Below are 21,116 nucleotides of genomic sequence, written 5' to 3'. Positions count from 1 at the left end.
CTCAGGCCTCCATCACAGCGTTGAGCGCACGGATGATCCGCGCGGGCCCTGGGAAGTAATCCCATTCCTGCGAGTGCGGATAAGGCGTATCCCAGCCGGCCACGCGCATGATCGGCGCCTCGAGATGATAAAAACACTCGGCCTGGACCTGGGCAGCCAGTTCGGCGCCGAAGCCGGAGGTCTGGGTAGCCTCGTGAACGATGACGCAGCGACCGGTCTTGCGGACCGATTCCATGATCGTTTTGGTGTCGAGCGGCACCAGCGTGCGCAAGTCGATGACCTCGGCGTCGATCCCTGCCTCTTCGACGGCGGCCATGGCAACATGCACCATGGTGCCATAGGCAAGCACTGTCAGTCCCTCGCCCTGCCTGCGGATGGCCGCCTTGCCGAGCGGCGTCTTGTAATAGTTCTCGTCAACCTCGCCACCTTCATGCTTTTTCCAGGGCACGATCGGGCGATCATGGTGACCGTCGAACGGGCCGTTGTAGATCCGCTTGGGCTCGAGGAAGATCACCGGATCGGGATCCTCGATGGCCGCAGTCAGCAGACCCTTGGCATCGGCCGGGGTCGATGGCACCACCACCTTGAGGCCGGCGACATGGGTAAACAGCGCCTCGGGGCTCTGGCTGTGGGTCTGGCCGCCATAAATGCCGCCACCGGCGGGCATGCGGACCACGAGCGGGCAGGTGAAGCCGCCGGCCGAGCGGTAGCGCAGCCGCGCTGCTTCCGAGACGATCTGGTCGTAAGCCGGGTAGACGTAATCGGCAAACTGGATTTCGACACAGGGCTTGAGGCCATAGGCGGCCATGCCGATGGCGGCGCCGACAATGCCCAGTTCGCTGATCGGCGTGTCGAAGCAGCGCGACCTGCCGTATTTTTTCTGCAGCCCGGCGGTGCAGCGGAAGACGCCGCCGAAATAGCCGACATCCTCGCCAAAGACGACAACGCGTTCGTCCCTGCCCATGGAAATATCAAGCGCGTTCTGGATCGCCTCGATCATTGTCATCCGCGCCATGATCAGTACCCCGCCTGGTGCCGCTGGGCGATGAGATGCGGCGGCATTTCTTCATAGACGTCCTCGAACATGTCGCGTGGCGAGGGCCGCCGGCCGGTGTGCAGGGTGCCGATTGCCTCGGCTTCCTTCTGCGCGGTGATCACCCGGTCATGCACTTCGGCTTCCAGTTGCTTGTGGCGCTCTTCGCTCCACAGTCCGCGAGCGATCAGATGCGCCTTGAGCCTGAGTACCGGATCGCCGAGCGGCCAGGCGTCGCTTTCCTCCTTGGGCCGGTAGGCGGAAGGATCATCGGAGGTCGAGTGGCCGCCGGCGCGGTAGGTGACGTATTCGACAATCGTTGGCCCGAGATTGCGGCGGGCGCGCTCGGCTGCCCATTTGCCAACCGCGTGAACGGCCAGAAAATCATTGCCATCGACCCGGAGCGCGGGAATGCCAAAACCATGGCCACGGGCCGCAAAGGTGCCCGAACCGCCACGGGCAATGCCCTGGAAGGTGGAGATGGCCCACTGATTGTTGACGATGTTGAGCACCACCGGCGCCTTGTAGGTGGAGGCAAACACCAGGGCTGCGTGAAAATCGCTTTCGGCGGTGGAGCCGTCACCGATCCAGGCAGCGGCGATCTTGTCGTCACCGGAAATGGCCGAGGCCATGGCCCAACCAACCGCCTGAATATACTGCGTGGCGAGGTTGCCGGAAATCGAGAAGAAGCCGTGTTCCTTGGAGGAATACATGATCGGCAATTGCCGACCGCGCAACGGGTCGGCCTCGTTGGAATAGACCTGGTTCATCATCGTCACCAGCGGATAGCCTGATGAAATCAGCAGCCCGGCCTGGCGGTAGGTGGGAAAGTTCATGTCACCTTGCCTGAGCACCTGCTGGAACGCGCAACTGACGGCCTCCTCACCCAGGTGCTGCATGTAGAACGAGGTCTTGCCCTGGCGCTGGGCGTTCATCATCCGCGCATCATAGGTCCTGAGCGTGAGCATGTGCTCGAGTCCTGCGCGCAATTCGCCATCCGTGAGCGTACCGGCCCAGGGGCCAACAGCCTCGCCATTGCGGTTAAGCACGCGGATGATGCCAAACGCCAGATCGCGCATGTTTTCGGGATCTTCGTCGACATCGGGACGCCGGATAGCGCCGGCGCTGGGGATCTTGACCGAAGAAAAGTCCGGCTGGCCACCGGGGCGCACCTCCGGCTCCGGAACATTCAGCGAGAGAGGCTCATGCTGATCCATCGTCATCCTCCTCCAAGACGCCAGGGCGGTAGGTGATCGATCCGCATGCCTGCGCCACTCCAATATCTTATTGGACGATACACGATAAATTCTCTCGTTTTCTTGCAAATATGGCGCGCTTACGAAATTATCTTTCAGGAAAAGGGTCGTTTTGCGCCTGAAAATATTTAGTGGAGTTTCCCCGTGGCAAAGCCGCTCGACGCAATAGACCGCAAGATCCTGGCCGCGCTTGTGACCGATGGCCGGATCAGCAACAATTTGCTGGCGGAAAAGGTCGGGCTGTCGCCCGCGCCGTGCTGGCAGCGGATGCGGCGGCTGGAAAAGGAAGGCTATATCGAAGCCTATTCGGCGATCCTCAATCAGGAAAAACTTGGCATGGCCGAAACCGCGCTGGTCGACATCGGCCTCAACCAGCATGACGACGCCACCGTCAACGGTTTCGGGCAGGCAATCACGGCGATGCCGGAAGTGCTGGAGGTGTATCTGACCACCGGTGAATATGACTATTTCATCAAGGTCGCCGTCGAGGGTACCCGCGGCTACGAGAAGTTCCTGCGCCGGCTTTACAAGGTGCCCGGCGTGCGCAGTACGCGATCGAGCTTCACGCTGAGGTGCTTGAAAAAGGTCTCGTCGGTCAGCCCCTGAGCGCATGGCCAGTGCCACCACTTTCGTAAGGCCCGAGCTGGAAATGGCGGGACGCCCAGCAGGTGCTGGTCTGACAAAAGTTCTTCCGGTGAAGATATCGGGAGAGCTGATTACAGCATCTGAAGCGGCGTCGATGCGCGGCCCGTCTCAGTGGAAATTGCGGCCCTTGGGTAGGGCGCTGCCGGCGGCCCTGACGCTTGCCAGTTGTTCGTAATCGCCGCGCAGTTCCGGCGCGTCGCGGATCAGCTTGATGAGGCGCGCGGCGGGCTTGCGGTCGCGCCCCCGCGTGTCGTCAATCGGGCGGCGCACCTCGTCGGCATTGGCAAGCCCGCCCATCTCGCTCGCCATGTCTGAAATCTGCGCCATCATCGGGGTCAGATCCTCGAGATACTCGGCCACCACATGGATGACGCCTTCCTCGTTTTGAAGCTTGCCGCGCACGCCGATACAGCGGCTGCCAAGCACGATGGCGCGGAATTTCTCGAACACTTTTGGCCAGACGATGATGTTGGCAACACCGGTCTCATCCTCAATGGTCGCGAACACCACGCCCTTGGCCGAGCCCGGCCGCTGCCGGACCAGCACAAGCCCCGAGACCTTGACCACCCTGCCCGTGCGGATTGTCTGCAGATCGGAATTGGGCCTGCAGCCTGCGCTGGCCAATCGCTCGCGCAGGAATGACATCGGGTGCGCCTTGAGCGAAAATGACAATGACTGGTAGTCGTTGATCACCTGCTCACCGAGCGGCATCGGTGGCAGGTCGACATCGGGCTCGTTCTGCAGATCTTGGGTGTCGGCAGCGGCAAACAACGGCAGCCGCTCGGCGCTCGAGAGTGGATCAAGCGCCTTGACTGCCCACAGCGCGTCGCGGCGTTCAAGCCCGATCGAGCGGAAACAATCGGCCTCGGCGAGCTGCTCGATGGCGCGTCGCGGCAGGCCCGAACGCATCCACAGGTCGCGGACGCTGTCATAGCCGCGGCCACGGCGAGCCATCAGGGTTTCGGCGTCGGCCTTGCTCAACCCCTTCACATGCCTGAGCCCGAGCCGCACAGCGTGCGCGTGCTTCATCACACCTTTCATCTCGCGGTGGCGGCTTGAGAGCGGCTGCGGGCAAGCGCCGGCCTCAAGCGTGGCGTCCCAACCGGACGCGTTGACATCGACCGCACGGATGTCGACGCCATGCTCGCGGGCATCACGGATGAGCTGCGCCGGGGCATAAAACCCCATCGGCTGGGAATTGAGAATGGCGGCGCAGAAGACATCCGGATAGTGGCATTTGAGCCAGCAGGAGACATAAACCAACAGCGCGAAACTGGCCGCATGACTTTCGGGGAAGCCATATTCGCCAAAGCCCTCGATCTGGCGAAAGCAATGCTCGGCAAACTCGCGTTCATAGCCGTTTGCGACCATGCCCTCGACCATCTTGGTCTGGAACGAGCCGATGGTACCGACACGGCGGAAGGTGGCCATGGCGCGGCGCAGCTTGTCCGCCTCACCGGGCGAGAAGCCACCGGCGACAATGGCGATGTTCATCGCCTGCTCCTGAAACAAGGGTACACCGAGCGTCTTGCCAAGCACGGCCCGCAATTCCTCCTTGGGAAAAGAGACATCTTCCTTGCCCTGACGGCGACGCAGATAGGGATGGACCATGTCGCCCTGAATCGGGCCGGGGCGGACAATCGCCACCTCGATCACCAGGTCATAATAGCAGCGCGGTTTGAGCCGCGGCAGCATCGACATCTGCGCCCGGCTTTCGATCTGGAAGACGCCGATGGTATCGGCGCGGCAGATCATGTCATAGGTGGCCTCGTCACCGTCGGGCAGCGAAGCGAGCGTTTCGCGGCGGCCGTAATGAGCTTCCAGCAGGTCGAACGCCTTGCGGATGCAGGTCAGCATGCCGAGCGCCAGCACATCGATCTTGAGCATGCCGAGGCTTTCTAGATCGTCCTTGTCCCATTCGACAATGGTGCGATCCTCCATCGCCGCGTTCTCGATCGGGATCAGCGAGGACAGCTTGTCGCGGGTGATGACGAAACCGCCGACATGCTGGGAGAGATGGCGCGGGAAGCCGATGATCTGGCTCGCCAGATCAAGCATCTGGGCAAGATGCTTGTCGGTCGGATCGAGGCCGGCACGGCGCGCGTCCTCGGGGTCGACCTCGCGCGACCAACCGCCCCATTTGGTGCCTGAAATGGCGGCGATCGCGTCCTCGGAGAGTCCGAACACCTTGCCGACCTCGCGGATTGCTGACCGTGCCCGATAGGTGATCACCGTGGCGGCGAGTCCTGCCCTGTCACGTCCATACTTCGAGTATATATACTGGATCACCTCCTCACGCCGCTCATGCTCGAAATCGACATCGATATCGGGCGGCTCGTTGCGCTCCTCGGAGATGAAGCGCTCGAACAGGAGGTCGACCTTGCCGGGGTCGACCTCGGTGATCTCGAGGCAATAGCAGACGGCGGAATTGGCCGCCGAACCTCGCCCCTGGCAGAGGATGTTTTGCGAGCGGGCAAAGCGGACGATGTCATAGACGGTGAGGAAATAGGGCGCGTAATCGAGCTTCTTGATCAGCCGGGTTTCATGGGCGATGGCCTTGAGCACCTTGTCCGGCGCGCCTTCGGGATAGCGCTTTTGAAGGCCCAGTGTGGTGAGTTGTTCCAGTGCCTGCTGGGCCGGGAGCGGTTTGGGGCCGAGTTCTTCAAACAGTGGCGCGTCGGGGTATTGATAGCGCAGCTCATCCAGCGAAAACCTGATCCGCCCGAACAGCGTGACCGATTGCGCGACCGCCGCCTCGTAGCCCTTGAACAGATGCAGCATGTCGGCGTGCGAGCGCAGGTGCCGTTCTGCATTGGGCTCAAGCCTTGTTCCGATACTGGCCAGCGTCGCGTGCTCGCGGATGCAGGTCAGCACATCCTGCAGCGGCCGGCGTTCAGGCGTGTGATAGAGCACGTCGCCAATCGCCAGCAGCGGCACCTGGTGATCATGGGCGAGTTGCGCAAGGGCTGCCATGCGACGCTGATCGTCACTGCGGTGATGGCGCGCCAGCGCCAGATGAAGGTGACCGGGAAAGACCTCGCGCAGCCGCTCTAGCACCGGCGCCAGGCCTCGGGCCAGATCCTGCCCGGCGGCAGCAACCGGTGGCACCACGGCCATCAGCAGGCCTTGGCCAAGCGTGAGGAGATCTTCCAGCGTCAGGTGGCATTGGCTCTTCGGTGCGCGGCGTTTACCCCGTGTCAGCAACTCGCAGAGATTGGCGTAGGCGGCGCCATCTTCGGGCCAGACCAAAATATCGGGGGCGGCATCGACAAACACCAGCCGGCAGCCCGGCGCATAGGCGAGCCCCTCCTGCTTGGCCGCCATGTGGCCACGGACCACACCGGCCAGGGAATTGCGGTCGGCAATTGCAATACCGCCAAGCCCGAGCCGGGCAGCCTGCACCACCAGCTCCTCGGCATGCGAGGCGCCGTGCAGGAAGGAAAAATTGCTGGTCGCGGCCAGTTCGACATAGGCCGGCCCGGAGGGAACGGACGCACTCATGCAAACAGCCCGTGCATGTACCAGCTGGGCTCGCTGGTCTCACGGCCGTAAAGCCCGTGGCGGAACAGCCAGAAGCGATAGCCCTGACGGTCCTCGACGCGAAAATAATCGCGGCTGCGGGCACCGCGGCCGTCGCGCCACCATTCGCAGGCGATACGTTCAGGCCCTTCCGAGCGCGCCACCTCGTAGAAAACCCCGCGCCAGCGGAACCTGAGCGGCGGGCCGTCGGGCACTTCGGCGATGGTGTGCATCAGCTCGGGCCGGTCAAACAGAATCAGCGGACGGGTGACGAGGTCGCAGGGAACTGGCAGATCCGGCGCCAAGGCCAGCGCGCTGTTGCCTTTGTCCGCGCCGCGCACGCCTGCATGGGCCAGCGGCTGCCGGCCGAAGCTGCGCTCGGGGATGTGGGTGTCGGCCAGCACGAAATGCTGAACCCGGCCGAGACCGAGCCGCGCGCCAAGCCGATCGACCAGCGCATCATGGCTTTCGGTCGCCCCATGGCCGGCTGTCTGTCCGGCCATCAATTCAGACTGGCCGGCATCGAACGGATCGGCATGGACGATATCGAGCCGCGCCAGATCAAAGCCGAAACCGGCATCGAGGTCGTCGTGCAGGCTGGCGAGGCGTTCTTCAAACAACCGGGTGATCATCGCGGCATTGCGCAGCGGCCGGGCTGTCTGGACACTGAGCGAGGCAACATGACCATCGACCCTGAACAATCTGAGCCGGCAGTGGCGGACACCGAGGCCACGCTGTTCGAGCGGTTCGATGATCCCCGATGCCAGCGCCGCGATCACATGGGCGATCTCGTCATGCTGGCTCATCGGGTCGGCGAAACGGCGCTCGGTGGAAAGCTCCGCCACCGGCATGATCGGCGAAATCGCCTCCGTCTCGCGGCCCAGCGCCTGATCAAGCCGCTGCATCAACCTGGTGCCGAAACGGGCGGCCAGTGGCGCGCGCGGCAGGCTGGCGATGCAGCCAATGGTCTTCAGCCCAACCCGGCCGAGCGAGGCGACCAGGGACGGCTGTAGCCGCAGACCGCTCAGGCTGAGCGGCAGGATCGCCTCGCCATGGCCGCCCTCGGCAATCAGCCGCGCCTGCCCGTAGCGGGCCATCGCCCAGGCTGCGCCGGGGGTATCGGCCAGACACAGCCTGACATGAAAGCCTTGCGCCAAAAGCCGGGCTTCGAGATCGGCGATCAGCGCCGCCTCGCCGCCAAACAGATGGGTACAGCCCGTAATATCCATGAACAGGCCGTGGTCGGGCGCTGCCCCGTTCTGCGCCTGCGCCTCCATGCCGAGCGCAACAAGCGGCGTATAGCGCTCGCACCATGCGGCAATGCGCATCAGTAACGCACGGTTACTGGCGGCATCTGCCGGATGACAGGCGAGACCGGGCGCCAGCGCACGGGTGTCGCTCAGCGTCTGGCCGGCGCGGATGCCGCAGGCCCGGGCGCGATCATCCAGCGCAATGATGCGGATGGCGTTCTTGTGCGTATCGGTGACAACCAGCGGCGGCGCCTCAGGATGCGTGTCCAAAACCCTGTCGGTGATCCAGGACCTGCCCCATGCCGTCCGACGGATCGCGTCGGTTGGCAGATGGGTGAAGGTGATGGAGAGAATGCGCTGCCGGCGCTGCGGGGGATGATGCGGCATGTTCAAAAGCTCTCATCTTTGCGTTCCAGGCTAAAAGCCATTGGCCGGTGCGTCCGGCGCGGTTGCGTTCCAGCGTCAGGGACAGCCGCATTGCCCCCACGCCACGATGGTCGAGATCATCCGTCCCCGAAGGATGTGGCTGCACCTGCCAGCGCGTCACTGCCGCGCCGGCCTCCTCCTCCCCGCTCTGGCGCAAGGTCAGTGCCAGCACCCCGCTGGCCCGCGCGCGCAACATCAGCCGCCGGGTGGCGGTGATATCGAAACGCGCCGGATTACCCCTGATCTGAAACACCATGGCCGCCAGGTCGGCACAGCCCGCCGCCTCGTCGGCCGCCCACATGGCGCCTTGCAGATCACGCGGCTCGACCAGCGTCAGCCACGATGGATCCACCCCGTGCTGGGCAAGCCCAACCGGGAAAAGTTCGCCGCCATCGCTGCGCGCGGCAGGATCATTGACCCAGACAATCCGGCGTCGACCATCCTGCCGGGCATCGGCAGCACGGCGCGCCAGCCCGAACGCAAATCCGGCGCCGGCACCAATGTCGCGCGCCAGCGCGCAGCGCACTTCGTGCAGTCCGCCACAGACGAGGCCACCCTCAAGGTGCCGGTCAACCGCAACGGCGCCCAACGATAATTGCTGTGAGCCTCCGGCGCCGGGAGATTGCCTGTCTTGAGACCGCGTATGATCGTTCAATATATCCGTCGCGGCCCGCAATCTCGCAAGGTCCATGTTGCACCTAAATGTTCATGTTATGTTCCATATTAATGCTTAATCCGATACGAGAGTCAATCAGCTGTTTTACCCGGATGACAGCCCCTGGAAGCTAGGCAATTTGCCCCTCTGACGACCTGATGGCCAGCCAATTGGCCATCAGCCGGGCTGCAGCAACGCCGGTTGCGCCGGTGTTTCGTTGCTCACGGCTTGAATTTACCGTCAAGAACAAGGAAAAGCTTCCCGGTACGACGATTCCACATTGAAGGCTGCTCGGATCGGGCAGACCACCGCCGAAGGGATAGCCGCAGCCGTGACCAGCACCACTCCGCCAAAGCTTGCCATGATCACCGGCGTGACCGTTCGCGTCCACACGGCTTTGCGGATCGTGCGCCATGCCGGCCCCTGCTTGGGCAAAAGCATGAGCGTAAACGAGGCAAGCTCGTGAGCGGCCCGGAGTGGAAGCAGCTTGATGCACATCGCTGGACGGCTGCGGGAGCATCGGCCAGCGCCGCTGAAGCGCCCGGCAACCGCCCGCCGAACGCATTCCAGCGGCTGGTGATCAACGCCGCACGCAACAGCCTGTTCCGCCGCGGTGTCTTCCGCGCCACCGTCAGCCGGCTGGTGTTTCTGCTTGGCGGCGGTCGTGACATTGACATCGAATTTCGCGATGTGGCTTTCCGGCTCGAAGGTGGGCGCAACCTGATCGAATACGGCATCCTGCTCAACCTCGATTACAATGCACAGGACATCGATTTCCTGTGCGGAGCGATGACGGATGGTGGTGTGTTTGTCGATGTAGGCTGCAATATCGGCCTTTACAGCCTGCCATTGGCGCGCGCCGCCGGGACTCGCGGGCGCTGTATTTCAATTGACGCCAATCCGCTGATGACCGCACGCTTGCTGCGCAATGCAGCGCTCAGCGGCCTTGCCAATGTCACCGCGATTGCCAGTGCCGTCGGCGACCGGGAGGCGGTCGGACAACTGGTGGTTCGCAAGAACGACGATGCCATTGTCGCCGTTGAGGAGACGGATGACGGGCCGATCCGGGTCAGACCGCTGACAGCGCTGCTGAATGAGGCCGGGATTACTCGCATCGACGGGCTGAAGATCGACATCGAAGGACACGAAGACCTGGCATTGCCGCCGTTTCTCGACACCGCTGAGCCCGCCATGCTGCCGCGCCGCATCGTCATCGAGCATCCTGAACCAAATGCCGACTATCCCGGATGTGCCGCCGCCCTTGATCGCCACGGCTATCAGCTTGTCGGGCGGACGCGCAACAATTCGCTCTACAGGCTTGGCGATGGCTGAGAACCCGAGTGCCAAAGCCGAGGCGGCGGTTGCCATCATTCCTTACGGCACACGGTTGACCCCAATGCTTTCCAGGATGCCGCTTGATGCTCTGGCTTGGCCACTTGGCAGGCCCGCGCATTTCAACCATGGCACGATTTCCGACATGGGGCCTGCTGACCACCTGATTGCCTATGTGAGTTCACGGCTTCTCTACATGCCGCGGCCCGGGGTTCGGGCCAGGATATCGGTGATGATCGTCGAGCCGCAGGCGGTCCACGGCCGCAACATGGCCTGGCTGAGACTGCTCTACTGGCGATTTTACCGGGTGCTGACATGCAATCCGGGCCTGCTGGCGGGAGTTCCCAATGGTGTGCGCTTTCTGTTCGGCTCTACGTGGGTGCCCGACTGGAAAACCGTAAATACGCAGAAAAGCCGAATGCTGTCGCTAATCGCTTCCTCCAAGACCTTCTTCGAAGGCCATGGGCTGCGCCACCGGGTTGTCGACTGGCTCAAACGCACCGACATCGACGCGGAGATCCTGGGGCGCGGCTACGCCCCTTTCGAGCACAAGGCCGAAGGACTGGCGCCCTATCGCTTTTCCGTAATTATCGAGAATGTTCGCGAGCCGAGCTATTTTACAGAAAAACTGATCGACTGCTTCCTGTGCGATACCGTTCCGATCTATTGGGGCGCACCTGATATCGCCGAAGTCTTCGACCCACGCGGCATGATCATCTGTCTGTCATTTGACGACATCACCGCAGCGCTCGGCACGTTGTCGGAAAGCGATTATCGTTCGCGGCTTGAATTTGTCGCAAAGAACAAGGAAAAAGCCGTCTTGTACGCCAATCACGAATTGGCGGCTGCACGTATCGTGCTGGCCACCACCCAAAGGGGACCCCGCAAGCCATGACCACGACCGCAACGCCAAAAACAGCCCTCATCACCGGCGTAACCGGTCAGGACGGTGCCTACCTATCCGAATTCCTGCTCAAAAAGGGCTACCAGGTGCACGGGATCAAGCGGCGAACATCACTGTTCAACACCGCGCGCATCGACCATCTTTTCGATGGTGAGTACGGCCAATCGGGACAATTCGTGCTGCACCATGGCGACATGACGGATTCTGTCGTCACTAACCCATATTCTGCAACAGACCAAGCCGGACGAGGTCTATAACCTCGCCGCCCAGAGCCATGTTGCTGTGTCCTTCGAAGAACCGGAATACACGGCCAATTCCGATGCGTTGGGCACGCTGCGGCTGCTCGAGGCGATCCGCATTCTGGGTCTGAAGGACAAGAGCAAATTCTATCAGGCTTCAACGTCAGAACTTTATGGCCTGGTTCAGGAGACCCCGCAAACCGAGAGAACGCCGTTTTATCCGCGCTCGCCCTATGCCGTGGCCAAGCTATACGCCTACTGGATCACCATCAATTACCGCGAGGCCTACGGGCTTTACGCATGCAACGGTATCCTGTTCAACCATGAAAGCCCGCTGCGCGGCGAAACATTTGTTACCCGCAAGATCACCCGCGCGTTGGCGCGGATCAAGCTTGGCCAGCAGGACGTGCTCAAGCTTGGCAATCTCAACGCCTTGCGCGACTGGGGCCATGCCCGCGACTATGTCGAGATGCAGTGGCTGATGCTGCAGCAAGAGACGCCGGATGATTTCGTGATCGCCACCGGAGTGCAATATTCGGTGCGGGACTTTGTGCTGGCGGCGGCCGATGCGCTCGGCATGACCATCCATTTCGAAGGCGAAGGCGTTGACGAGATCGGCCGCGATCCATCCGGCAAGGTGATCGTTCAGGTCGATCCGCGCTATTTCCGCCCTACCGAAGTCGAGACATTGCTGGGCGACGCTTCCAAGGCCAAACAAAAGCTTGGCTGGACCCCTCAAACCTCGTTTGCCGATCTCGTCGCCGAAATGGCGGAATCAGATTTGGCTGAGGCTAAACGCAATGGTTGAGGCGATTTATTCGCTTTTTGGGAAAAAGGTCTATGTCGCGGGTCACCGTGGCATGGTGGGATCGGCACTTGTGCGGCGTCTCGGGCAAGAGAACTGCAAGATTCTGACCGCCACCCGCCGCGAACTGAATCTAACCGATCAAAGCGCAGTAAAGGCCTGGTTTGCCGAGCATACGCCGGACGTGGTGTTTCTCGCTGCCGCCAAGGTCGGCGGCATTTTGGCAAATGAAACCCAACCGGCCGGCTTTTTATATGAAAACCTGATGATCGAGGCCAACATCATTCATGCCGCGCATGGTCACGGCGTGGAAAAACTGATTTTTCTTGGCTCCTCCTGCATCTACCCAAAATTTGCCACGCAGCCGATCGCCGAAAGCGAGCTCTTGACCGGTCCGCTGGAGCCGACCAATGAATGGTATGCAATCGCCAAGATTGCCGGCATCAAGCTCTGCCAGGCCTACCGGAAACAGTACGGATCGGATTTCATCTCGGCGATGCCAACCAATCTGTACGGAACCGGTGACAATTATGATCTGACCACCAGTCATGTGCTTCCGGCTCTAATCCGCAAGATTGAAGAAGCCAAGGCGGCCGGCGCACGGTCCATCACCCTGTGGGGAAGCGGCACCCCATTGCGCGAGTTCATGCATGCCGATGATTGTGCCGATGCGATTGTGTTCCTGGCCCGAACCTATTCCGACTACGAACATGTCAATATCGGCAGCGGTCACGAGACAAGCATACGGCAGTTGGCGGAAATGATCGCACGTGCCGCAAGCTATGAAGGATCCATCGAACTCGACACATCCAAGCCAGACGGGACACCGCGAAAACTGATGGATTCGGGAAAACTCTCGGCAATGGGCTGGCAGCCGAAAATTGACCTTGAAGCGGGCATTGCTCGCACCGTGGCCGAATTTATGGAGATTTCAGCATGAATATTCTAAGGTATTTGGGCATGCGCGGGCGAACGTTGCGCAATAAAACGATCGTGCATGTCGGCGCCCATTTCGGCGAAGAGGCCTCCCGTTACCAGGATTGGGGCGCCAAGACGGTTGTCTGGTTCGAGGCCGCGCCGAACATTTTTTCCGCGCTTCAAACCCACCTGGACTCCATGGCAAGCCGACCGGCCAGTCTTTTCTGTCGACTGATGCGCCAGAAGCCAACCCGCCATATTGCGGTGCAGGCGCTGGTGGGTGCGGAAGATGGCGGATCGGCCGAGTTTCACCTGTTTGACAATGATGGCGCGTCAAATTCGATGTTCAAGATAAAGCGGGAAGGGAATGACCGATTCGCGAAAGTGCGCGAAACCGGCGAAGTACTGGAATTGCCGATGCGGACACTTGACGCGGCACTGGATGACGTCGGCGTCCCCCCTGAAACAGTTGATGTTCTGGTGCTGGACGTGCAAGGCGCGGAGCTGATGTGCCTACAGGGAGCAGCTCGCACGCTTGCGGCTGCAGACTACCTAGAAAGCGAGATCTCCCGCGAGACTGTCTATGAGGGCGGCGTGCTGCTTTCCGAACTGGAACCCTGGCTTTCCTCTCGCGGGTTCAAGCGCAAAACCATGGTGCGCCGGAGCCACATGAACGCCATTTTCAAGAAAGTGCGTAAAGGCAAGGATCAACATGGAAGCTCAACACGACCTTCCACATACCAGTCATCAAACAAGGACACTTCCGGCAACACGCGGCGGTAGCCGGCGTTGACCAAAAGATCATGGATCACCTGCCGGTTAGCCGTGTAGTTGTGCTCGACCGTAATCACCGCCGGACGCCAGCGCTGCATATCAAATGCCTCGAGGATGGCCAGTTCGCTGCCTTCCGTGTCGATGGATAGATAGTCGAAATCTGCCGGCGCGGCATGCTGCTCCAGCATATCGTTGAGCGAGATGGTCTCGACCTGATAATTTTTGGCACCACGCCGCCGGCGGGAATGGCTGTCGGAATCCTCGAACTGAGTCAGGGTCGACAGTTCACGTGAAGCGCTTTCCGAAAAAGTCAGCTGCTCGCCGCTTTTAGACCAGACGCAACGTGGTTCAACGATCGCGCCGGGTCGATTATGTCTGAGGCCCTGATGCCAACTCGTCGCCGGTTCGGCGCAAATGCCGGTCCAGCCGAAGTTGGTTTCCAGCGCATAGCTATTGGAGAGAAACACGCCGTCGGTGGCGCCGAAGTCGCAGAAGAAACCTTCGCGTTTTCCCTTCAAGGCCCACTGTACAAAAGCATCCTGAAAGATTTGCGAGCGCGACAGCGCACCAAACGAGAATGCATACAGCAAAAACGCCTTGATCTGCGGATCTGACTCGAGGAGAACCTTGTTGCGAACGCGCGCCAGATCGAGCGTCAACCTGAAATGGCCGGGAGATACCGGGCCATGACGCTTCTTCCCCGCAAGCGATTGAGAAATTCCTTGAAAGCATAATCGAGGTGCATTGCGCGGGTACCCTGTTTTACTGTTGCCAGTCTTTTAGGCGTTTCAGATGTCTGCGGTCAATCGCCAAGCCGCAGCCATGTTGACGGCGTGATGTCGGGGTTGGAAAGCTTGAGGCTGGCAAACCATTGCGCCGGGGCCGCGACTATCTTGCCGGGCGATGGATTGAGCCATGCGCCCCACCAGGAAAATGTCGAATTGGCGATCACATTGTGGTTGCACAGGCTCATCAGGCGCAGATCCTCATGCGCCGTCCGGCCATCATTGATGGCAACCGGCACCAGCTTGGCATCCAGTTTCATGTTCTCCCGCACCCAGTCGGGATCGTTGGAGAAAAGATAGACCACCGGATCTTCGCCAGACCGCGCCCGGATCTCCTCAAGCGCCCGCTGGTAATAGGCGAGACCTGTCGATCCATGGGTGGAGAGCGCCTTGGCAGAAGCAATATAATCGCCGCGCCGGATATGCATCGAAACCGACGGCCCACCTTGAATGCGTTCGGCCATCCGCGCATTGTCGCCGCGAGCGTCTGATTTCAGGCTCAGCTCGCGGCGCAGATCGGCGGTAATACCGGCAAAATAGCGCTCTGACTGGAAGTAGCCGTGCAGATAGCAATCAGGGCCGATAGTCGAGACGCGCTCATTGAAACCCAGTCCCTGCTCGCGGATAAAGCGTGGCGAATGGCGCAAAACACGCCACCACGTATAAGCAATTGGATGATTTCTGGCAGGTGGCAATTCGTCATCATTAGCAAGCCTCGCCTCGATCCTGAAATTACCGAGATCGTACTGAAACGGATTTCTATCGGTGAGCAAGCGTGCATCAAGCAGTAATTCAGCGCCAGTCCTAATAGCCACCGCACGACCAACCGCATACTGAAACAACTGGTTGCCTAGCCCGCCATGCAGTCGCGAGATCACATTGGCGCTTGTCCCATTCATTGAGGGCGTCGGGCGACTACATGAAAGCCAAACGTCTGCAGTTCGGAAGATCTACGCGCATTGCGTGGGCCATCCAACCGCGCGTACAATCGGGCGCTCATGCGTGCTAATTGGAAAAAGACGAACGAAATAGGATCGATTGGAATGCGGCTGTACTTTCCCGGAATGCGAGTGGAGCGACCAATCTCCTGATCCATGAAATCAAAAAAACCACCATTTGGCTCGATTTTCTCGATCTCGAAACCAAGCTCCGAAAAATGGTGCCTATAGAAATACTCACTAAAACCCGTACAAAAATGGTAAGGGGCGAAATGAGTTAGACTATTAAACGGCGCCGTAATAACTATTCTGCCGCCCGGGCTTACGATACGAGCCATTTTTTGTATCGCGCGAACCGGATCAACCACATGCTCCAACACTTCAGAACATAACACGTTATCCCATGATCTATCTTCTGGTATTTCGTAAAGATCACATATCAAATCAATTTTTTTAAAATTCCATTTTTTCGTATGCAAACCCTTGCTGTTGCCAGCCCCATCATATTCAGCAATGTCCTGACTGGTATAATCGAGATGTTCACAAAGAGGCGCGTTGTCACATTCGCCAGCACCGATATCTATCAGGCTTTCGCCTCCCGGGATATCGCGCAAGGTCTTCTGAAGCCACATGTCGCGTGCTTGCTTGTTCTTCACTCTAGCCATAAATAAACACCCTACTTGTTTATAAAAAACTGTTAGCTACCTATCTAAATCGAATTCTCAGGACAAACTTGAGAATCTTGATCTGATGGAGTTTTTGGGCCCTGTTCGGCCAATCGCCTTTCCCACTCCAGCGCGTGGCGGATGATGGTTTCGAGATCATCTAGCTGAGGGGACCAGTTTAAAACCGTGCGGGCCAACGTCGAATCGGCGACGATCATGGCGGCGTCACCGGGCCGGCGCGGGCCGATAATGGCCTCGAAATCGACCCCGGACACGGCCTTCACTGCCTCGATCACCTGACGAACCGAATAGCCGCTGCCGTAGCCGCAATTGGCAATGATCGAGGGCCCGCCCGCGCGCAGATGGACCAGCGCCTGGTAATGGGCCTCGACCAGATCGGAGACGTGAATGTAGTCCCGCACACAGGTGCCGTCGGGCGTCGGGAAATCATCACCGAAAATGGACACGCCGTCGCGCTTGCCTACGGCCGCTTCGGCGGCGATCTTGATGAGATGGGTCGACACCCGCGACGACTGGCCCGAGCGCATGTCCGGATCAGCGCCGGCGACATTGAAATAGCGCAGGGCCGCGTAGCGGAAGGCTGGATTGGCTGCGGCAACATCGCGGAGCATCCACTCGGTCACCAGTTTGGAGGTGCCGTAGGGAGATTCGGGCGCACAGGGCGCGGCTTCGGTTACCGGATCCATGCCGGGGGCACCATAGACGGCGGCGCTTGAGGAATAGATGAAGTGAGCGATCCGCCTTTCGATTGCGTGATCAATCAGAGCGCCGGTCTTTGAAGCATTCTCGCGGTAGTATTTGAGCGGAAATTCCACCGATTCCGGAACAATGATGGCGCCGGCGAAATGGAACACGGCATCGATCTGGTGCTCGGAGAAAATGCGGTCAAGCGCGCTCTTGTCGGCGACATCGGCATGAACGAAGGCAACCCCGTCCGGCACCGCCCAGGCGTGACCGGTGGACAGATCATCGATGACGACAACCTGCTCGTTGCGGTCAAGAAGCTTCCAGACCATATGGCTGCCGATGTAGCCGGCGCCGCCGGTAACTAACACTGTCATCGCTCACCTCCATGGGCCGCGGCATAGCGTTGCGAGCGTTTGCGGATACCGCGGCGGTAGAGAAAGCGGTTGATTTCACGCGGGACATTGCCCAGCGACCGCTGCTTTTGCGAAATCGTGCTGCCACCGGTCTCGCCGGTCCGATCGCTGATGCCCGAAGGCACCACGCAGCACAGCGGCTTGCCGGTCACCCAGCCCATCTGCAAGATACCGTCGACAGGCCGGTCAAACCGTTCGGTGAGTCCCAGCAGATGTTTGGCGTGGGCGGCGCTAACCAATTGTGCAGAGGTGCGCAACGGCCCCAGTTCGGGCCTGATGATCGCGATTCCACCCAGCCGCGCAAGTTCGACCGCCGGCCCGGGCACCGGCCGGGTCTGGAACTGTATGTAGCCCAGCGCATCAATGTTCTGGATAGCCAGATCCAGACCGGGGCCAAAGCTTTCAACGTCAATCTCGACATCGTCTTCGATGATCAGTCCAGCCGAAAGCTCCCTGTCGACAATTGTCTGCCAGGCCCTGCGGTGACTGAGAAAGCAGCCAATTTCACCAACCGTGAGGTCAAAAGGATAGCGCGGCGCATGCAGGGATTGTCGCGAATAGACAGCGTCACGTTCCGCGGCTGTAAGCGCCCGGCCATCGACGGCATCCATTACCTCGGCAGCCACCGGGCAGGCGGCCAGAATCCGCTCCACCTGCGGCCGCCGCGCTTCAGCGCGCGCCAGGTGGATAACAAAGGCTTCAATCCCGCCTGCTGTGCTCATACCACCCCCGTCCATCGCCTTCCACTCGATCACGATCCATGATGCCGGTGGATTTCATCCCCTTCTAGACGACAGGCTTTGTCAACAGCAAGGGGCTGCGGGCGAGATCAGCACGGCACATGATAACACCGCGCACCTGGTTGAACGCGCGGTGTTGTATTTGACGGAAAATGCCACCGATATCGAGGCCGGTCACCCGTGCCCAGATCGGGCTCAGCGCCAGCGATGTGTCAGCTTCTGGGTCAGCCGAGATCCTCGGGCAGCAGCTCTGTCGGCAGGTTCTGGTAGCAGACCGGACGCAGGAAGCGGCGGATCGACAGCGTGCCCACCGAAGTGGCACCGAAATTGGTCGACGCCGGATAGGGTCCGCCGTGTACCATCGCATCGCAAACCTCGACACCGGTCGGAAAGCCGTTGGCCAGAACCCGGCCGGCCTTGCGCTCAAGCACCGGCATCAGCTTGCGGCCAAGCGCGGTATCGCCCGCATCCATGTGCAGCGTGCAGGTGAGCTGGCCCTTGAGGCTTTTGGCGACGCTAAGCATCTCGTCGGCATCGGCCACGCGGACAACCAGGCCAAGCGGGCCGAAGACTTCCTCGCCGAGATCGTCGTTGCCGAGCCATTGCTTGCCGGTGGTGGCAAACAGATAGGGAGTGGCGTTGCGCAGATCGCAAGTCGAGGTGAGCAGTTCCTGCACGCCCTGAGCGCCGGCCACCCGGTCGCGGCCGTGGCGGTAGGCTTCGGCAATGCCATCAGTCAGCATGGTCTGGGCGCCGACCGGTTCCAGCGCAGCAGTCGCTGCGGCGATGAAGGCGTCGGCATCGGGACCATCGATCAGCACCGAAATGCCGGGGTTAGTGCAGAACTGCCCTGCCCCCATAGTGAGCGATCCGGCCCAGCCCTTGGCAATTTCGGCGCCGCGGGCGCCGACCGCTTCAGGCAGCAGGAACATGGGGTTGACCGAGCCCAATTCGCCGAAGAACGGGATCGGTTCAGGGCGCTGGGCACATAGATCAAACAGTGCGCGGCCACCGCCGAGCGAGCCGGTGAAGCCGACCGCCTTGATCAGTGGATGGGTGACCAGCGCCTGGCCAGTCTCGCGGGTTCCGCCCTGAACCAGCGAAAAGACGCCCGGATGCAGGCCGAGACGCTTGATCGCCGCATCGATTGCCTGAGCCACGATTTCGCCGGTGCCTGGATGGGCGGAGTGCCCCTTGACGACGACCGGGCAACCGGCTGCCAGAGCCGCAGCAGTGTCGCCACCGGCGGTGGAAAAGGCGAGTGGGAAATTCGACGCGCCGAAAACAGCAACCGGGCCGATAGGGCGCTGGATCATGCGCAGATCAGGGCGCGGCAGCGGCGCACGGTCGGGCAGCGCCTGGTCGTGGCGGCGGTCGAGATAATCGCCCTTTTCGATGTGGCTGGCAAACAGCCGCAATTGTCCGGTGGTACGGCCTCGTTCGCCTTGCAGCCGCGCCTCGAGAAGACCGGATTCAGAGGTGCCGATGGCGGTGATCTCGTCGCCTCGCGCCTCAATTTCGTCTGCGATGGCGTTGAGCAGGGCAGCGCGCTCGGCGCGGCTCGAATAGCCGAAGGTCGCGAAGGCTTCTTCTGCAGCAACAACCGCCGCATCAACATGGGCGGGCGTACCAACCGCGAAATCATGGGCATCGCCGTGCGCCGGCTGGCTGGCAAACGTGGTCTCGCCCGCGACCCAGTTTCCGGCAATCAGATGTTTTCCCGTCAGCATGTCATTCTCCATTCATATTGGCTTTGGCGCGAAACAATGCGCATGAAACCACCAGACCGGTGCCTTTCAGGCATCCCGACAACAGGCAGCTATTTTCTTCCGGGTGGGCGGTGATCTTATGCATATGTCGCTCAAACGGGTTCATTTGGGCGCTAACGTACATGCATCAAATCAATGCCGTAAAGTGACTGCCCTTTCGAGCAGAGCAAACGGCCCTATGCAAGACCGCTCCGCGCCGTTTGTCGATACTGGTCCCTGCCCTATGTCCTGCGATTAGGCAGTGCCGGCAGCATCGCGATTACAGTTTGTCACACGGATCGACGCCGGATTCGGCGATCGCCAGAATTCTGGCGTAAAGGCTTTTGGGCACACGTACACCCTGCGCCTCGCTGCGTGCCCGCGCCGCATATCGGCGTTCGGAGGGAAGCCGCGCCGACTGGTCGGTAAAGCCTGCAAACAACTGTTCGGCACGTGCCTGGTTGAGCCCGTCCTGACCATCTCCCAGCAGTTTCGGATCGAGCGCTATCACCAGTTCGCCATGGAACGGAGCTGCCCGCTCGCCGCCATCATAGGCCATTGACTCGCTGCTGGTCAGGTCACCAATCAGCGGGCCAGCCAGAAGCTCGATCATGGTGGCGATCGCCGCGCCCTTGTGGCCGCCGAAACTCCACATGGCTCCCTCCAGAACCCGGGCAGGATCGGTTGAGGGGTTGCCGTCGATATCGACACCGCAGCCCTCAGGAATGGCACCCCCTTGAGCCTGGCCATGGCAATGTCACTGCGGGCCATGACGCTGGTGGCAAAATCGAAAACATAGGGCTGACGCCCGGCGCGCGGCCATCCGAAGGCAAGCGGGTTGGTGCCGAATATTGGTTTGGTTGCGCCCGCAGGTGCGACCCAACTGTGGCTGGGGGTCATTGCCATCCCCACCAGATTTCGCGCGCAGATGGCCTCGATTTCCGGCCATAAGGCAGAGAAATGAAAGCAGTTATTGATCGCCAGCACGGCAACGCCCAGCGCCTTGGCCTTTTGCTCAAGCACCGGAAGCCCCTGCTCGAATGCCGCCAGCGAATAGCCGTTGCGGGCATCAACGCGAACCACGGCTGGTGTCACATCCTCCAGCACCGGTTCTGCATCGCGGACAAATTTCGGATGCTGCGCGGTGGAAACACATCCGGGCAACCGCAGCAATCCGTGCGATCTGCGTTCGTCACGCTCGCAATCGGCAATTACCCGCGCCACCGGCCGAGCCTGGGTCTGCGAAAGCCCGGCTACGGTCAGAACCGACAGCGAGAGATGGTAAACCTCGGCCACCGGAATGAGGACATGCTCCTCGCCGCCGCTTTCAATTTCCTGCATGCAATTTCCCCCTAATTCCGAT

The 21,116-nt window shown here is 60.7% G+C and carries 19 protein-coding genes and 2 pseudogenes; 8 read left to right on the top strand and 13 right to left on the bottom strand.

Annotated features, from left to right (window positions below; all coding sequences use genetic code 11):
- Nucleotide 1: 1 nt before the first annotated feature.
- Together OEG84_RS18755 and OEG84_RS18750 are read right to left on the bottom strand one after the other, a co-directional pair.
- Complete coding sequence (locus tag OEG84_RS18755) at nt 2–1,015, bottom strand: alpha-ketoacid dehydrogenase subunit beta (RefSeq protein ID WP_267655138.1); 1,014 nt, start codon at nt 1,013–1,015, stop codon at nt 2–4.
- 2 nt (nt 1,016–1,017) lie between these two features.
- Nucleotides 1,018–2,250, bottom strand: a complete 1,233-nt coding sequence (locus OEG84_RS18750) for a 3-methyl-2-oxobutanoate dehydrogenase (2-methylpropanoyl-transferring) subunit alpha (protein WP_267655137.1) — start codon at nt 2,248–2,250, stop codon at nt 1,018–1,020.
- A 183-nt stretch (nt 2,251–2,433) separates the two neighbouring features.
- Here OEG84_RS18750 and OEG84_RS18745 point away from each other — a divergent pair, with 183 nt between their 5' ends.
- Nucleotides 2,434–2,895 carry an Lrp/AsnC family transcriptional regulator gene (locus OEG84_RS18745; protein ID WP_267655136.1) on the top strand — a complete coding sequence of 154 codons (462 nt, stop codon included), beginning with the start codon at nt 2,434–2,436 and terminating at the stop codon, nt 2,893–2,895.
- Between the two features lie 147 nt (nt 2,896–3,042).
- Here the strand turns inward: OEG84_RS18745 and OEG84_RS18740 are convergent, their stop codons facing one another.
- The 3 genes from OEG84_RS18740 to OEG84_RS18730 are packed head-to-tail and all read right to left on the bottom strand — an operon-like array spanning nt 3,043 to nt 8,718.
- Complete coding sequence (locus tag OEG84_RS18740) at nt 3,043–6,435, bottom strand: error-prone DNA polymerase (RefSeq protein ID WP_267655135.1); 3,393 nt, start codon at nt 6,433–6,435, stop codon at nt 3,043–3,045.
- Nucleotides 6,432–7,973: a Y-family DNA polymerase gene (locus OEG84_RS18735; protein ID WP_267656255.1), complete on the bottom strand. Its 1,542-nt coding sequence runs from the start codon at nt 7,971–7,973 to the stop codon at nt 6,432–6,434. The genes OEG84_RS18740 and OEG84_RS18735 overlap by 4 nt, the downstream gene beginning before the upstream one ends.
- A complete protein-coding gene (locus OEG84_RS18730) occupies nt 7,957–8,718 on the bottom strand; it encodes an ImuA family protein (protein WP_267655134.1) in 762 nt (253 codons plus the stop codon). Before OEG84_RS18730 ends, OEG84_RS18735 begins: the two co-directional genes overlap by 17 nt.
- Nucleotides 8,719–8,942: 224 nt before the next feature.
- Between OEG84_RS18730 and OEG84_RS18725 the strand changes: the two genes are divergently transcribed.
- The 7 genes and pseudogenes from OEG84_RS18725 (at nt 8,943) to OEG84_RS18695 (ending at nt 13,765) form a co-directional block, all read left to right on the top strand.
- Nucleotides 8,943–9,068: a hypothetical protein gene (locus tag OEG84_RS18725; protein WP_267655133.1), complete on the top strand. Its 126-nt coding sequence runs from the start codon at nt 8,943–8,945 to the stop codon at nt 9,066–9,068.
- Nucleotides 9,069–9,115: 47 nt separating this feature from the next.
- Nucleotides 9,116–9,250, top strand: a complete 135-nt coding sequence (locus OEG84_RS18720; RefSeq protein WP_267655132.1) for a hypothetical protein — start codon at nt 9,116–9,118, stop codon at nt 9,248–9,250.
- Nucleotides 9,247–10,116: an FkbM family methyltransferase gene (locus tag OEG84_RS18715; RefSeq protein ID WP_267655131.1), complete on the top strand. Its 870-nt coding sequence runs from the start codon at nt 9,247–9,249 to the stop codon at nt 10,114–10,116. Before OEG84_RS18720 ends, OEG84_RS18715 begins: the two co-directional genes overlap by 4 nt.
- Nucleotides 10,109–11,011: a glycosyltransferase family 10 domain-containing protein gene (locus OEG84_RS18710; protein ID WP_267655130.1), complete on the top strand. Its 903-nt coding sequence runs from the start codon at nt 10,109–10,111 to the stop codon at nt 11,009–11,011. Before OEG84_RS18715 ends, OEG84_RS18710 begins: the two co-directional genes overlap by 8 nt.
- A pseudogene (gene gmd / locus OEG84_RS18705) lies at nt 11,008–12,067 on the top strand (GDP-mannose 4,6-dehydratase). The gene OEG84_RS18710 and the pseudogene gmd overlap by 4 nt, the downstream one beginning before the upstream one ends.
- A complete protein-coding gene (gene fcl, locus OEG84_RS18700; protein WP_267655129.1) occupies nt 12,060–13,004 on the top strand; it encodes a GDP-L-fucose synthase in 945 nt (314 codons plus the stop codon). Before gmd ends, fcl begins: the two are co-directional and overlap by 8 nt.
- A 53-nt stretch (nt 13,005–13,057) precedes the next feature.
- Nucleotides 13,058–13,765 carry an FkbM family methyltransferase gene (locus OEG84_RS18695; protein WP_267655128.1) on the top strand — a complete coding sequence of 236 codons (708 nt, stop codon included), beginning with the start codon at nt 13,058–13,060 and terminating at the stop codon, nt 13,763–13,765.
- Here OEG84_RS18695 and OEG84_RS18690 read toward each other — a convergent pair.
- The 8 genes and pseudogenes from OEG84_RS18690 to OEG84_RS18655 all read right to left on the bottom strand — a co-directional run bounded on the left by OEG84_RS18690 (nt 13,690) and on the right by OEG84_RS18655 (nt 21,094).
- Complete coding sequence (locus OEG84_RS18690) at nt 13,690–14,415, bottom strand: FkbM family methyltransferase (RefSeq protein WP_267655127.1); 726 nt, start codon at nt 14,413–14,415, stop codon at nt 13,690–13,692. The two genes, OEG84_RS18695 and OEG84_RS18690, sit on opposite strands and share 76 nt — an antisense overlap.
- Nucleotides 14,416–14,558: 143 nt before the next feature.
- A complete protein-coding gene (locus OEG84_RS18685) occupies nt 14,559–15,440 on the bottom strand; it encodes an alpha-1,2-fucosyltransferase (protein WP_267655126.1) in 882 nt (293 codons plus the stop codon).
- Nucleotides 15,437–16,144: a class I SAM-dependent methyltransferase gene (locus tag OEG84_RS18680; protein WP_267655125.1), complete on the bottom strand. Its 708-nt coding sequence runs from the start codon at nt 16,142–16,144 to the stop codon at nt 15,437–15,439. Before OEG84_RS18680 ends, OEG84_RS18685 begins: the two co-directional genes overlap by 4 nt.
- A gap of 44 nt (nt 16,145–16,188) precedes the next feature.
- Entirely contained in the window at nt 16,189–17,226 is a 1,038-nt protein-coding gene (galE, locus tag OEG84_RS18675) for a UDP-glucose 4-epimerase GalE (RefSeq protein ID WP_267655124.1), read from the bottom strand.
- Nucleotides 17,223–17,987 (bottom strand): glycosyltransferase family 25 protein, encoded by a 765-nt coding sequence (locus OEG84_RS18670; RefSeq protein ID WP_267655123.1) that lies wholly within the window; start codon nt 17,985–17,987, stop codon nt 17,223–17,225. The genes galE and OEG84_RS18670 overlap by 4 nt, the downstream gene beginning before the upstream one ends.
- Before the next feature lie 242 nt (nt 17,988–18,229).
- Complete coding sequence (locus tag OEG84_RS18665) at nt 18,230–19,735, bottom strand: aldehyde dehydrogenase (NADP(+)) (RefSeq protein ID WP_267655122.1); 1,506 nt, start codon at nt 19,733–19,735, stop codon at nt 18,230–18,232.
- Nucleotide 19,736: 1 nt separating this feature from the next.
- Nucleotides 19,737–19,859: a hypothetical protein gene (locus tag OEG84_RS18660; protein ID WP_267655121.1), complete on the bottom strand. Its 123-nt coding sequence runs from the start codon at nt 19,857–19,859 to the stop codon at nt 19,737–19,739.
- 174 nt (nt 19,860–20,033) lie between these two features.
- Nucleotides 20,034–21,094: pseudogene (locus OEG84_RS18655) on the bottom strand (Ldh family oxidoreductase).
- Between the last annotated feature and the right edge of the window lie 22 nt (nt 21,095–21,116).

This window comes from Hoeflea algicola, assembly GCF_026619415.1.
Lineage (GTDB): Bacteria > Pseudomonadota > Alphaproteobacteria > Rhizobiales > Rhizobiaceae > Hoeflea > Hoeflea algicola.
The sequence above is the reverse complement of the archived record's forward strand: the minus strand, read 5'-3'. Positions and strand labels throughout refer to the sequence as shown.

Excerpts from the sequence above, each read along its gene's own strand:
- OEG84_RS18665 (WP_267655122.1), bottom strand. The coding sequence starts at position 19,735 with ATGCTGACGGGAAAACATCTGATTGCCGGAAACTGGGTCGCGGGCGAG.
- OEG84_RS18710 (WP_267655130.1), top strand. The coding sequence starts at position 10,109 with ATGGCTGAGAACCCGAGTGCCAAAGCCGAGGCGGCGGTTGCCATCATT.
- OEG84_RS18755 (WP_267655138.1), bottom strand. The coding sequence starts at position 1,015 with ATGGCGCGGATGACAATGATCGAGGCGATCCAGAACGCGCTTGATATT.
- galE (WP_267655124.1), bottom strand. The coding sequence starts at position 17,226 with ATGACAGTGTTAGTTACCGGCGGCGCCGGCTACATCGGCAGCCATATG.
- OEG84_RS18740 (WP_267655135.1), bottom strand. The coding sequence starts at position 6,435 with ATGAGTGCGTCCGTTCCCTCCGGGCCGGCCTATGTCGAACTGGCCGCG.
- OEG84_RS18680 (WP_267655125.1), bottom strand. The coding sequence starts at position 16,144 with ATGGCTAGAGTGAAGAACAAGCAAGCACGCGACATGTGGCTTCAGAAG.
- OEG84_RS18750 (WP_267655137.1), bottom strand. The coding sequence starts at position 2,250 with ATGGATCAGCATGAGCCTCTCTCGCTGAATGTTCCGGAGCCGGAGGTG.
- OEG84_RS18725 (WP_267655133.1), top strand. The coding sequence starts at position 8,943 with ATGGCCAGCCAATTGGCCATCAGCCGGGCTGCAGCAACGCCGGTTGCG.
- fcl (WP_267655129.1), top strand. The coding sequence starts at position 12,060 with ATGGTTGAGGCGATTTATTCGCTTTTTGGGAAAAAGGTCTATGTCGCG.
- OEG84_RS18660 (WP_267655121.1), bottom strand. The coding sequence starts at position 19,859 with ATGCATAAGATCACCGCCCACCCGGAAGAAAATAGCTGCCTGTTGTCG.
- OEG84_RS18670 (WP_267655123.1), bottom strand. The coding sequence starts at position 17,987 with ATGAGCACAGCAGGCGGGATTGAAGCCTTTGTTATCCACCTGGCGCGC.
- OEG84_RS18685 (WP_267655126.1), bottom strand. The coding sequence starts at position 15,440 with ATGAATGGGACAAGCGCCAATGTGATCTCGCGACTGCATGGCGGGCTA.